Here is a 12345-nt window from a genome sequence, read left to right on the forward strand (position 1 = left end):
CGGCACCAAAATCGGCACCTAACTCATACATAATGACGTGAAATCAGTGTGTTACGCGAGGATCGTGGCGTGACGCCTCCCGTCGCGCTCCGTGACATTTTGGCGGGAAAAATGCAGGAAATACCGTGCGTCAAGCGTTGCTGCGTGACACGAACGCGCTGCTCCGTGACATTCTTGGAGAATCGGTCATCGTCGGGCGATTGCGTTTGCTACTTCGATTGGTCCCGATCCACGATCTTGCAGGTCGGATCGAGTCGGTAGCCGCGCTGCGGCTTGTTCTCGATTAGCAGATCCCGTGGCGGGTCATGCCCCTCAATTGCACGGTAGAATTCCGCCAGCGCGTCCCGGCAACGCTGCACGCATTTGCGCACAGCAGCTTTGCTGACATGAACGGGAAGGAACAGGGACATTGCCGGAACGAAGGTGTGGTTGTCGGAGTTCAGCCCTTTCTTCTGGTCCTCTTCGTAAGCCGGGCGCAGCAGGTGGGCGGCGCTGGCGGACCGCCCGCGTACCTCGCCGAGGCCTCTGACTGTGATGAGGTCATCCTTACCGTCATTGTGAAACGCAACCTGCAGGGGAAAGATGCCCGTATCGCGCGTGCCCGCGTCGAGGGTAGGCGCGGCGACAGAGGGCTCTGCAGAAACATACCTGCCACGCGCGAGGCGGGGCAGGCTTGGCGTTCCTGGCGGATCATTGAGATAAAGGCGCAGAAGGGAAGTCACAGGCAAACTTCGAGAGACAAGGTCGGGCGCATATTTGGCGACGGCGTCTTCGAGGGCCTTTTTGACAGTGTTCGAATGGCGCTGGTGCAGGGCAATGATCCGCTGCAAGGCGTCGGTTCCGGAAAGGTTTGGGAGGCCTTCGACGATCCGTAGCAACTCGCTGCCGAAGCGATCCATCCAGTCTCGCTGGCTGAGGTCTGCCAGCCGACAGGCATGTGCTATCCAATCGAGCGCAATGGTGCGCGATCGCCCTGCATCGCGCGCGCCGCTGATGACGTCGGTGAGGTACATATCGTCCGGTTCGTGAACGTGCAGACCGGTGGCCAGCATGGCAAAGCGCCGGTCGAGACATTGCGAGCAGGCTCCGCAGTGGGTGTGCAGTACCGATTGATCGCGGACCTGAGTGCAACTTATCGATGTCTTGATCAGATCGGCCCCGCCATTCTCGGTAAGACGCGTGATCACCTCCGCCTTGGTCAACCAGGCAAAGCGGTTCTCTATCGGGATGGGCGAGCCACCCAAGGTGTCGAGAAAGGCCCCGAGTTTGACGAGCGACAGAGGATGCGTGGTGCGGGTGGCCATGGTGCCGATCACCTGAGTACTGATCGGGAGGTTATGACTGACGATCCCGTTTTCGTAGAAGGCGATCCGTTTTGCGCCCAGCATGCGGGCCACCACATAGGCGAGCGATGCGAAGAGAAAGGATCGGGATCTTTGTGTGGTTTCTGCGGCCTCAGAACCCTTGCGTGTGGCGCGGATGGGGATGTGCAGGATGCGACCAGGAAAGCGCTTCTTCAACGCTTCTATGAGGAGTTTCTGATGCTTTATGATCTTGTTCGCCGAGAGGTGCGTGACGAGGGCGATGCGCCCTGGCCCTTGGGTCAATCGCTCTACCGCGCCGGAGAGCGAGTCGAGCCCCCCAGAAAACAGGAGGACATCCTCGATCTGACCACTATGCGCGGAATCCCCCGCAAAGTCGAAATACTGCTGCGGGCCAATGCTTTGGCGCCCTTTGTGAAACTCGAACGCCACCTCGTCGTCGGTCAGAAACTCGACGGCGTCGACAAGAGCCGCCGTGACTTCGGGACGATTCCAGATATCGGGGCTGCGCACAGGGATGCTGAAGGTCATTCGCCGCCGCCACCCCGCGCCGAACTCGGGCCGGGTCGCGCCACCGCGCGGAACGGAACTGTCGGCGGCGAAGACCGACGCAGCAACATCAAGAAGGTCGAGGAGAAGCTCGTTGGCGGGCACCAGCAATTGATGCTCGATTGGGTCTGTCTGCAGGTCGAACGTGGGGTTTGCGCCATTGATCCGGATGACCATGTCCCGCACGCGGTCTTGTGACCCAGTCTCGACCCGAACCAATGTCTCAGTCATCGGCACCCCGTTTGTGGCGGAGTTCTTCGGAAATCTTCTTGAAGGCCACGGCGCCAAACACCGTCGCCTGCTGCGTTGAGATGGCGCCGTCCCGATAGACGGTCTTGCCGTACCATCCGCCGGCAAACTCCCGAATGATGCGGGTGGCCTCAAAACAATACTGGGTCAGGGCGGCGTCGAAGCCCGAGCGAGCTTCCATGCTCCGAAAGCGCAGGCCGTCTCCGACATGTGCAGAGAGGGTCCGGTCGAGCCAAGAGTGCAATGTGTCAGACAGTAGCCGCGTGTAAAAGCTACGCGCAAGAGAAGAAAACCGTGCGGATTGCGCAAAGCCGCGCGCAGCATCCCGAACATCGCTAGGTGTTGCTTCGAACAGGCTCGGCATGGCGTCCGTCATTGCGCTCGAGAGGGTCGAGAGCAGCGCCTTGCGTGCGAGTTCCCCGAAATCGCTGCGGTGCCCGAGGCTGCGCGCGACAAGATCAAGGTGCCGCCCCGTGGCAGAGAGGATTTGCAGGAGGTCCGGCGACGAGGCGACAGCAATATCAAGATCGCGCAAACCTTGGCCGAAGTCTGGCGATCGGGCCGCTTGCGGGATCATGGCGAGCAGGCGAACGCATTCGACGAAGAGCGGATCGTGTGCGGCTCGATCCAGGTCACGCTCGGCGGCAAGCGCGCTGGCTTGCAGAACCTCTTCATCCGGAAGGCCGTCTTCCAGAAGTGCCACGACCTCGCGCCACTTCTTCGAACTGGGCAGAACGCCAAGATGAATATGGCCCATTGGTTCTGGTTCCCTAGCGCGTAAGGGATTTCAACCCTGCGGTGAGCGTATTGTCAATTCAAAGATGGCATGGGTGGTTCGGCCGCGGCGGAGGTCTTCGGTACCTCATGATCACATGACGGATGTGACAGTAGGATTGGTAATTGTTTCCACGTGCGCGCGTGAGACAGAAACCCTTTTCTTCTGTCATATCCGTCATACGCAATTACACCTCGGACTCTTGCGCGTTGGGAAGAGCGATGGCGCGAATGCTTTTGGCGTGGCATGACGCACAATGTCGAGAAATGTCAAATAATGTCATTTTTACAATAGTTTACGCCTTTGATATACTGCCCCTAAGGCATCCGTCCCCGCGATTTTGTCTAGCCGGGGGTCAGCAGGGGATCAGGCATGACGAAGGCAGTGCGAGGCGACGAGATCGGGGCTGTTCCGCAAGACCGGGCGGCACTGGCGAGCGGGGCGGGCCTCGCGATCACACACCGCCCGCTCGGGGATCTGGTGCCCTATGCGCGCAATGCTCGCACCCACAGTGAGGCGCAGGTGGCGTTGCTGGCCGGGGCGATCCGGGAATACGGGTTCACCAATCCTGTGCTGGTCGATGGCGAGAATGGCATTATCGCGGGACATGGCCGGGTGATGGCGGCGCGCAAGCTTGGCCTCGCGACGGTGCCGGTGATCGAGTTGGGCCATCTCACGGAGGCGCAGAAGCGGGCCTACATCCTCGCCGACAACCGGTTAGCGGAACAGGCGGGTTGGGACAGCACGATGCTGGCGCTGGAGGTGGGCGAGCTCGATGCGCTCGGCCTCGATCTTGGCACGCTGGGATTCGAGCCCCGTGAGATCGATGCGCTGCTGCGCGGCGATGCGGCCGACCCGCGCGAGGACGAGGTGCCCGAGGCGCCGGCCGTTTCGACCTCCCGGCTGGGCGATCTGTGGCAGTTGGGCGCGCACCGGCTGCTGTGCGGCGATGCCACGGACGCGGGCGGCGTGACGCGGCTTTTGGCGGGTGTTGCGCCGCACCTAATGGTCACCGATCCGCCCTACGGCGTGATGTATGATCCCGACTGGCGCAACCGGGCCGGGGCCTCTGAGACCAAACGGACGGGCAAAGTCCTTAACGACGACCGAGCCGACTGGCGCGCCGCCTGGGCGCTCTTTCCCGGCGACGTGGCCTATGTCTGGCATGGGGCGCTGCATGCCACCACGGTTGCGGACAGCCTCGAGGCCGCGGGGTTCAATGTCCGCTCGCAGATCATCTGGGCGAAGGAGCGGCTGGTGCTGAGCCGCGGCGACTATCATTGGCAGCACGAACCCTGCTGGTACGCGGTGCGCAAGGCCGCGACGGGGCACTGGAGCGGCGATCGCAAGCAAACCACGCTCTGGCAGATTGCCAGCCGCGATCAGGATGCCGAGACCATCCACGGCACGCAAAAGCCGGTCGAATGCATGCGCCGGCCGATCCTGAACAACTCCAGCCCGGGGCAGGCGGTTTATGAACCCTTCTCCGGATCGGGGACGACGATCATTGCCGCGGAAAGCACGGGACGCGCGTGCTACGCCATCGAGCTTGATCCGGCCTATGTCGATGTGGCGATCCTGCGCTGGCAGGCGTTCACGGGGCAGAAGGCACGGCTTGAGGGGGGCGAAAGTTTCGCCGAAATCGCAGTCGCGCGTTCGGAGGGCGCGCCATGAGACAGTCACACCGCCTTTTCACGCTCAAGGCCGCGGCCAATGTCGCGGTCGGCTATGGTGTCACCGCGCTGCTGCAACTCGCGCTGTTCCCGGTGGCGGGCCTTAGCCTGCCGCTGGTCCAGTCACTGAAGCTCGACCTCGCCTTCACGCTGGCCTGGCTCGCACGCATCTATGTACTCCGGCGTGCCTTCGCGCGGTGGGGGCGCGAGAGCAGGCGCGCAACTACCTCCCAGCCTGATCTCGCCGGGGGTGCTTGATGGCACGCCAGCCGATGCAGTTCTCGGATGTGCAGAAGGCCGAGGTCGAAACCCTGGCCGCAGTGCTGTCGTCCGAGCAGATCGCCGATTACTTCGGGATCGGGCGGCGCACCTTCTATGACATGATGGCGCGCGACGAGGAAATCGCCGCACGCTATAAACGCGGCAAGGCCAAGGCGATCGGGGCGATAGCCCAGGGTCTGATCACCAAGGCGCGCAGCGGAGATACAGCATGCATGATCTTCTATCTCAAGACGCAAGGCGGCTGGCGGGAGACCGCGGTCGTCGAACATGCCACCGTGCCTGATGACAGCACAGTAGCGCAGCGCCCGGTGAGGCAAATCCTGCTCGAGAGGTTGAATGCGCTGGCCCTCCGGCAGCAAGGAGTGCCGGACCTGATCGAGGGCGTGGTCGGGACGAGCGGGTCATGATGCGCGGTCGCAAACCAAAGCCCACGGCGATCCGGTTGATCGATGGTAACCCCGGCAAGCGCGGCTACAACGCTGACGAGCCGGTGGCGCCAGAGGGGGAGATCGACTGCCCGCCCCATCTGTCGGACGTGGCCACCGAGGAGTGGCGGCGTATCGCGGGGGCGCTTCAGGACATGGGCGTGGTGACGTTGGTCGACCGCGCGGCGCTGGCGGCCTATTGCCAGTCGTACGGCCGCTGGGTCGAGGCCGAGGAAAAGCTGAAGGAGACGCCGACGCTGGTGAAGACGGCCTCGGGCTACATCCAGCAGAACCCCTGGCTTACCGTCGCCAACAAGCAGCTTGAACTGATGGGGCGCTACATGGGCGAGCTTGGCATCACACCTGCATCGCGGAGCCGGGTCGCCGCGTTCCAGAAGGATGCCGGTCCGCAGGTCACGACGATCCGAATTATCGGCGGCCTGCCGCAGGACGGCGATGCCGGAACGATTGATGCGAGCGACATCGATCTTCTGTAGCCGCTTGGGGCCGCCGCCAGCCAAAAATCCGAATTCGGATCAATACCTTGCCGTACACTCTGCTCGCTTTTGATGGTACACAACTGCGCAACGAACGTTAGGCAGGTGTGTACATGGTCAGAGAGACTGCCCCATCCTTCCGGCTGATCGCCTACGAGCGGGTCTCGACCGCCCGGCAGGGGGCGAGCGGGCTTGGTCTGGAGGCACAGCGGCAGACGATTGACGGCTTTGCCCAATCGCGCGGGGCTGACCTGATCGGACGGTTCACCGAGGTGGAAAGCGGCAAGAACCCCGACCGGCCGGAACTCGGCAAGGCGATTCAACTGGCGCGCTTGACCGGCGCGACGCTGGTCATCGCCAAGCTCGACCGGCTCTCGCGCAACGCGGCCTTCCTGCTGACGTTGCGCGACAGTGGCGTGAAGTTCGTGGCCGTCGATATGCCGGAGGCGAATGACCTGACCGTCGGCATCATGGCGCTGGTAGCGCAGCAGGAGCGCGAGGCGATCTCGCGGCGCACCAAGGAGGCGTTGGCCGTGGCCAAGGCACGTGGGGTGAAACTGGGAAACCCGAATGGGGCTGCGGCGCTCCGGCGGGCGGGGAAGGGTGCGGCACCACTCCGGGCAGCGATAGCGTTGAATGCGGATCGGCATGCGGAAAGCCTCGCACCGGTTCTGGCGGACATCCGGGCGCAGGGCCACACGACATTGCGGTCGATTGCAGAGGCACTGAACGACCGAGGAATGCTCACCCGGCGCGGGGGACAGTGGCATGTGTCGAATGTGCGCAATCTGATCGGGCGTCTGACAGGTGCGCGCTAAATGAGCTCGTTCCCGCAGCCAGGCTTCACGATGTCAAAGAGCAGTAGAGACGAAAGTACCTGCTCCGATGCTACCGACCGAACGGTCTCGATGTCCAAGCCGGAAATGGGCACAATTGTGCACCCTCGGCCGGGGTTGGAGTAACAACACATTGTCGTCGCAACGAAACGGTGATGGCTTGCCATTATCGACCCCAACTCGACCCGCAGCCAGAACTTCCCGAGGTCGGGCGAGAGCCTGGATGCCGCTGCGCTGGTCTGGTCCAAGGCACCAGTCATCGTGGGAGCCCACGACACCGGCCCGCTTATCCGCTCAAAGGACGGGTTCTGGCTGGCGATTCCGCTGCCCGCCGCGGGCAAATCCCTGCGCGGCGGTCGGATCAAGCCCGGCGAATGGGAACGGCGACGCGGTCTGCGCCTGCGCTTCGTCTATCGCCGGACGGGTCCAAGCCTGCTTGTGGCGGAGGGACGGCTGAATACCAAGGGTCAGGCCGTGGTGTCCCGCTCGAAGACCGGACGCGGAAAGGTCACCGCGCCGATCTTCCTGCTGGTGGCGCAGGTGAAACTGCCGAAGCGGCTGGACCTGGCGCGGGACGCCGAGCGGGCGCATGAGGCCGTGCCGGGGCTGATCGTGGCGAACTGGGTGGAGGGGCGGTGATCCTCAATGCCGCGCCGCAGCCGTGTCCCTTCCACGGCGCCGACGACTGGGTGTTTCGGTGTCGCCCAAGCCTTCCAGTGCAACCGGTGCCTTGCCGGGGAACTCCACCATGAGCTTCAGCGAGCCACCCATCGCGCGGACATAGCTGGTCAGCGTCGAGAGCAGCAGGTCGCTCTGGCGTTCGTATTTGGCGACCGTGGCCTGCTGTATGCCGAGCGTCTCGGCCAGTTGCACCTGCGTCAGCGCCTTGGCTTTGCGCAGTTCCTGAAGCGTCAGATATTCGGTGTGCAGCCGCGCAGCCTCGGCCTCGATCCCGGCACGACGGGCGGGATCGAGGGTCGCCAGCTTGTCCTGAAGAGTACGTGCCATCGCCGTCATCCTTTCCGTGTCCCGAGGTGGCGGTCGAACCTTTCGTCGGCCCGTGCGATCAGCAGCTTGTAGAAGCGCTTCTCGCTGCCACCCGATTTGTCCCCGCCGACGAGCAGGATTGCCTGCCGGTCGGGATCGAATGCGAAGGCGATGCGCCAGACGCCTCCGGCGGCGGTACAGCGCAATTCCTTCATGTTCGCATGCTTCGACCCGGTCAGGGTGTCCGCATGCGGTCGCCCGAGCGAAGGCCCCTCGCGTTCGAGGAGCAGCACCCGAGCGAGGATTGCGTCCTGAACCTCGGCATCGAGTTCGTCGAACTCCGGCTCGAACTCGTCGGCGAAGGAAACGGCCCAGGGCATTCGGTCCTCATGTCTTGGAAGCTATATAGCCTTGAAGCACTAATTTTGCAATAACGACTCTCAGAGTGCTCGTAAATGCCAACCATCCGAGAAACCATCCTCACCGCGCTGCACACGCTGCTGCAGACGCTGCTTGCCACCGCCCTGCGCGGCGAGGTGCTGCCCGAGCGTGTGCCTGCTGCGGGCCTGCTGATCCTGCGCGACGGGGAACCCGGGAATGTCCCGCTTGATGTTGAAAAGCGCGGCGGGCGACGCTGCGTGGTTCATGGTTAGGCGGCCTCTGCGATCGGGTCAACGGCGGTCATGGGATCTTTTTGGCGGTGCTTCTCAAGCGCAGCCTTGAGGATGGGCAGCTGCTTATGGGCCTTGAGGCGGCGAAACCCCTTGGCGGCTTCGAGCATGCCGGCGGCGGTCCAACGCAGGCCCATCTTTGCGTTCCGCCACCGCTTCACGTTGCGGCAGACCTGGCGGATCACGCTGTTCATCGACTCGATGATATTGGTGCTGGCGAGCGATCGGCGCAGCTCAGGCGGCAGCCCGAGGCGGGTGACGGTCAGGATCTCGTCCAGCCCCTCGAGGAGGCTCTTGGACACCCCTGGTGCCTCGACTTCGAGCCGGCGGGCCAGATTGCGCACAAGTCGCTCGGCCTTCTCGGCATCGGCCATCTCCCAGGCCTGCCGCAGGGCCCGCCGGACGGCGGCGTGATGCTTGCGATCGAGGCGCTCCGTCACGTTTCTCGCCTTGTGAACCTGGCATCTCTGGATCGGGATGTCGGCTCCGAAGGTCCGCCGGATGGCCTTGGTCAGCGCCTTGGCGCCGTCGACGATGAAGAGGCGGCAGACCGCGGGATCGAGGCCGCGCTCGATCAGGTTGTCCAGGAGCGCCTGCACCGTCGTGGCGTTCTCGGTGGCCCCCTCCACGACGCCGAGCGGATGCTTGTTACCCTCGGCATCGACCCCAACCGCGCCGATCATCAGCAGGCTGTCGTCGAGGTGCAGCCCGTCGATCTGGATCACCAGAAGATCATGCTGTGACAGGTCGGTCGCCATCCACTCGGCCAGCCGCGCCTCCGTCAGTGCCTTGAACCGCCGCGAGACCGCCGACTTCGACAGCCCGGATCCCGCCGCTGCCGACACCCCGGCCTCCGGCAGGCGCACCGCACGACCGAACTTCCGCGTCGAGACATTGATCAGCATCAGGTTCATCGCCCATTGCCCCAGCAAGCCGGCTGAGGCGGCCTCTTGCCAGCTCCTTGCCGGTCGTCTTCGAGCGCACCCGGGGGCGCTCGACCGCGACCTTGCCGCCATGGAACCCGACCCGTCCCGTCGTGCGACCCCAGCGATAGCCCGGCTTCCCGGCATCGCGGGCGTGCGCTTCGCCCGCCAACTCCCGGGCGTCCTCTTCCAGCATCTGCGTCAGGCTCGATAGTCCCGCAACCAGGCAGAACTGCTCGAAGCTCGCGCCGACCGCCTCCCAGGCCTCTTCAACCGCGGCAGTCATCTCGGTCCTGCTGGCCAGCGCCAGCGCCGATGTGGTAGCTCTCTTCATGGTGTTGCTTCCTCTTGGATTTGACACCCCGAGCCTACGGCTCGAGGGAAGCAACGCCACCCCTCACTCCAAGTTCAACATCAGACGGGACATCCCCGGGGAACCCGGCGATCCGGAGGTAACGCTCTCGCCCCTGCGCTACCACTACCAACACCGGGCCGAGATCGAGGCGGTCGCGCGGGGCGTGGATCGTGACGCCGCCTTCGACACGCTCAGCGCCAGCATCGGCGCGGCCATCGCAGCGGATCGAACGCTGGGCGGGTTCTGCGACTGGGTCGAGGCCGAAGCGCCGCGCCCGGTCGATCTGCCGGTCGAGGGCGCGGCCAGCCTGAAGGCGGCCGTCATTTCGGTAGTGCTGCACTACTCCACGGCCGATCCGCTCGGCTGACTGGCCCGGAGTCTCATGCTTCGCTCGTTTTCTTGCAGGAACAGGCCGCGTTGACCTCGGCGCCGCTCTCGATCGTGAGGGTCTGGTAAAGGATTTCGCCGGAGGCCTTGGCGCCGGCGTGCAGCTTGACATCGCCGCCGAATATCTTGCCCTCGAAGCACCCTTTGACAGCAACGCTGGCGGCGTGGATTTCGCCGCTGGCGGATCCGCTGTCTTCGATCACAACCGCGTCCGCGGACATCTTTCCGTCGAACTGACCGCGCAGTTCCATCAGGCCCGGTGCGGACAGATCGCCGGAGAGTTTTGCGCCGGCGGCGAAATGCGATTGCCCCCCGCTGGCGCTGGCTGAGGATTGCTGACCCGGCGTGTCAGGGGGCTGTGACATGGTAGCGGATCCATTCGGCTGAAGTTCGGAATTTGCCGACAAAGACGGCATCGGCATCGCGCATGAGATTAGACGGCCGTCAGCCGCGGAAGATAGCCCAAAAACAAGTTCAAGGAGACCCCCATGGCACGTGCGCAAGGCGCGCGGGCGCAGATGGCGCTTGCGTTCGAGACGACTTATGGAACGCCGCCCGCGGGCGGCTTCACCAAGATGCCCTTCGCCAGCACCTCGCTGGGCGCCGAGCAGCCGCTGCTGAACTCGGAACTGCTGGGCTATGGCCGCGATCCGCTGGCCCCGATCAAGGACGCGGTGACGGCCGACGGCGATGTGGTGGTGCCGCTGGATGTCGAGGGTTTCGGGTTCTGGCTGAAGGCGGCCTTCGGCAATCCAGCAACCACCGGCATCGGCCCCTGGACCCACGAGTTTCAATCGGGGGCGTGGACGCTGCCGAGCCTGTCCATCGAGACCGGCATGCCGGAGGTGCCGCGCTTTGCGATGTATTCCGGCTGCGTGCTGGATCAGCTCAGCTGGCAGGTGCAGCGCTCGGGGTTGCTGACCGCGACGGCACGCCTGGTGGCGCAGGGCGAGACGGTGGGAACGACGACGAACGGAGCCGTTCGCCTATCTCAAGGCGACACTCGAAGCCATCGCGACCGGGCATCCGCAAAGCCGGATCGATGAGTTGCTGCCCTGGAACTTCAAGCTGTCAAGCTGAACCCGACGTGCCGTCCAGCTTACGCTTACGCTTCAACTCACTAATTCTCATTAGGTATGGCTCCGGGGAAGACAGAGGTCCGGAAAAGAGCGTCACATAATCAGGGGAGAAAAAACATGGCACGCATCACACCGTAAAGGATCGATCAGATCCGGGTCAGAGAAAGCAGCATTTGTGCAGGAGCCACCGAGCTCGGTCTGTTGATATGCCTCTGGTCCGCGCATCGCCATACCGGCCCGCGGTCACATCAGCGCCGCACACCGAGGCCTGATACATGACCGCACCTGATCACACGCTCGCGCCGTTCAAAAATCACTTGCACCAATGGGGGCATCCATACATGCACAAATCCCATGAGGGATTCATCTCGTGGCCGAATGCGTCGGAACAGGTGGCCGGATGTGATCGGAATGGGTGGCCGGATGTTCCGGAATACGCACATACGCTACAGGGAAAGGATCGAAAGAATGTTTGATACATACTTCATAAACTTGGATCGCGTGCCAAGACGCGCAGAGTTTATGACCCTCCAATGCCGGTCGGCCGGCATCACGCATCCTATCCGCTTCTCCGCTGTAGATGCCAAGGAGGCCGCACACGATACCTTCACTCGCTACGGGCCGCACGACCCGAACGCGCCCTATTGGGAGATGACCCCGACCGAGATTGCCTGCACAGAGAGCCACCGCGCCATTTGGGAAGCCGTCGCGCAGACAGGCAGACCCAGCGTCGTCCTGGAAGACGATGTACTCCTGTCCACGACTGCGGCAGATGTGATCGCTGGCTTGGCGAACCACGCGGCCAGCTTCCATCTGGTCAAGCTCGACGCGCTCTCGTTCGTGGTGCGGCTGGGACCCGCCGTGTCGCTCGGCCAGCAGAGGCTGCATCCTCTGACGCACCCGGTTCCGAGTGCGGCGGCCTATCTGCTCTCGCCGGCGGGGGCTGCAATTCTGCTCTCACGCAGCCAGAGCTATTGCGATCACCTCGACGACTTCATCACCCGCCCGGCGCCCGGCTATCGCGCCTTCCAGCTCTGGCCTGCGATTGCGGTTCAGGGGATGTTCGCCGCACTCTCCGGTGAGGCGGACATTCCGTCCGATGTGGCCGGCAGCGAACGGACGACTTCCGAGCAAGGCACGGTCCCCCGACCGGCACGCGGTCCCGCGCTCTACCGCCTGCGCAAGGACGCGATCCGAACGGGCCGGAAGCTGGCGCGGCGGCTGTGGCGCGACCGGTCCCTCCGCGCCGCGGGCGGGACAGTGGGCGTCGTTCCGCTGGCGGAGGACCTGCCCCCCTACCGCTCCGGCCCCGGCGGCTGACCCTCCGGCGGCCGC

The 12345-nt window shown here is 63.9% G+C and carries 12 protein-coding genes and 5 pseudogenes; 11 read left to right on the forward strand and 6 right to left on the reverse strand.

What is annotated here, in order from left to right:
* Nucleotides 1–209: 209 nt before the first annotated feature.
* Entirely contained in the window at nucleotides 210–2102 is a 1893-nt protein-coding gene (locus BLV97_RS07150; protein WP_035843784.1) for a 7-cyano-7-deazaguanine synthase, read from the reverse strand.
* On the reverse strand, nucleotides 2095–2877 hold the full coding sequence (locus BLV97_RS20700; RefSeq protein ID WP_035843782.1) for a hypothetical protein: 783 nt from the start codon (nucleotides 2875–2877) through the stop codon (nucleotides 2095–2097). Before BLV97_RS20700 ends, BLV97_RS07150 begins: the two co-directional genes overlap by 8 nt.
* Nucleotides 2878–3267: 390 nt before the next feature.
* Between BLV97_RS20700 and BLV97_RS07165 the strand changes: the two genes are divergently transcribed.
* From BLV97_RS07165 to BLV97_RS07195, 6 genes and pseudogenes are all read left to right on the forward strand, one after another.
* Nucleotides 3268–4569 (forward strand): site-specific DNA-methyltransferase, encoded by a 1302-nt coding sequence (locus tag BLV97_RS07165; RefSeq protein ID WP_081825099.1) that lies wholly within the window; start codon nucleotides 3268–3270, stop codon nucleotides 4567–4569.
* Nucleotides 4566–4826: a DUF7220 family protein gene (locus tag BLV97_RS07170; RefSeq protein ID WP_176992636.1), complete on the forward strand. Its 261-nt coding sequence runs from the start codon at nucleotides 4566–4568 to the stop codon at nucleotides 4824–4826. Before BLV97_RS07165 ends, BLV97_RS07170 begins: the two co-directional genes overlap by 4 nt.
* On the forward strand, nucleotides 4826–5257 hold the full coding sequence (locus BLV97_RS07175; RefSeq protein WP_051646125.1) for a hypothetical protein: 432 nt from the start codon (nucleotides 4826–4828) through the stop codon (nucleotides 5255–5257). The genes BLV97_RS07170 and BLV97_RS07175 overlap by 1 nt, the downstream gene beginning before the upstream one ends.
* Nucleotides 5254–5772: a phage terminase small subunit P27 family gene (locus BLV97_RS07180; RefSeq protein ID WP_081825098.1), complete on the forward strand. Its 519-nt coding sequence runs from the start codon at nucleotides 5254–5256 to the stop codon at nucleotides 5770–5772. Before BLV97_RS07175 ends, BLV97_RS07180 begins: the two co-directional genes overlap by 4 nt.
* A 113-nt stretch (nucleotides 5773–5885) precedes the next feature.
* Entirely contained in the window at nucleotides 5886–6590 is a 705-nt protein-coding gene (locus BLV97_RS07185; RefSeq protein WP_035843780.1) for a recombinase family protein, read from the forward strand.
* Between the two features lie 195 nt (nucleotides 6591–6785).
* Nucleotides 6786–7247: pseudogene (locus tag BLV97_RS07195) on the forward strand (DUF6441 family protein); the annotation flags it as partial.
* A 3-nt stretch (nucleotides 7248–7250) separates the two neighbouring features.
* Here the strand turns inward: BLV97_RS07195 and BLV97_RS07200 are convergent.
* Nucleotides 7251–7616, reverse strand: coding sequence for a helix-turn-helix domain-containing protein (locus BLV97_RS07200; RefSeq protein ID WP_035843813.1), 366 nt, complete (start codon nucleotides 7614–7616; stop codon nucleotides 7251–7253).
* A gap of 5 nt (nucleotides 7617–7621) precedes the next feature.
* A complete protein-coding gene (locus tag BLV97_RS07205) occupies nucleotides 7622–7975 on the reverse strand; it encodes a type II toxin-antitoxin system RelE/ParE family toxin (RefSeq protein ID WP_035843776.1) in 354 nt (117 codons plus the stop codon).
* 75 nt (nucleotides 7976–8050) lie between these two features.
* On the opposite strand from BLV97_RS07205, the pseudogene BLV97_RS07210 reads away from it, so the two are divergent.
* Nucleotides 8051–8191 (forward strand): annotated as a pseudogene (locus BLV97_RS07210) (acyl-CoA transferase); the annotation flags it as partial.
* A gap of 53 nt (nucleotides 8192–8244) precedes the next feature.
* Here BLV97_RS07210 and BLV97_RS07215 read toward each other — a convergent pair.
* Nucleotides 8245–9523, reverse strand: a pseudogene (locus BLV97_RS07215) (IS256 family transposase).
* Between BLV97_RS07215 and BLV97_RS07220 the strand changes: the two are divergent.
* The gene (locus BLV97_RS07220; protein WP_244520982.1) at nucleotides 9522–9911 is read left to right on the forward strand and encodes an acyl-CoA transferase; all 390 of its coding nucleotides are present in this window, start codon (nucleotides 9522–9524) and stop codon (nucleotides 9909–9911) included. The pseudogene BLV97_RS07215 and the gene BLV97_RS07220 sit on opposite strands and share 2 nt — an antisense overlap.
* 13 nt (nucleotides 9912–9924) lie before the next feature.
* Here the strand turns inward: BLV97_RS07220 and BLV97_RS07225 are convergent, their stop codons facing one another.
* The gene (locus BLV97_RS07225; protein ID WP_035843774.1) at nucleotides 9925–10296 is read right to left on the reverse strand and encodes a bactofilin family protein; all 372 of its coding nucleotides are present in this window, start codon (nucleotides 10294–10296) and stop codon (nucleotides 9925–9927) included.
* A gap of 123 nt (nucleotides 10297–10419) precedes the next feature.
* On the opposite strand from BLV97_RS07225, the pseudogene BLV97_RS07230 reads away from it, so the two are divergent.
* The 3 genes and pseudogenes from BLV97_RS07230 to BLV97_RS07240 form a co-directional block, all read left to right on the forward strand.
* Nucleotides 10420–10902 (forward strand): annotated as a pseudogene (locus BLV97_RS07230) (phage tail tube protein); the annotation flags it as partial.
* Between the two features lie 4 nt (nucleotides 10903–10906).
* Nucleotides 10907–11011: pseudogene (locus BLV97_RS07235) on the forward strand (transposase domain-containing protein); the annotation flags it as partial.
* A 467-nt stretch (nucleotides 11012–11478) separates the two neighbouring features.
* A complete protein-coding gene (locus tag BLV97_RS07240) occupies nucleotides 11479–12330 on the forward strand; it encodes a glycosyltransferase family 25 protein (protein WP_035843772.1) in 852 nt (283 codons plus the stop codon).
* The last annotated feature ends 15 nt before the right edge of the window (nucleotides 12331–12345 follow it).

The sequence above is a fragment of the Allgaiera indica genome (assembly GCF_900106675.1).
Lineage (GTDB): Bacteria > Pseudomonadota > Alphaproteobacteria > Rhodobacterales > Rhodobacteraceae > Acidimangrovimonas > Acidimangrovimonas indica.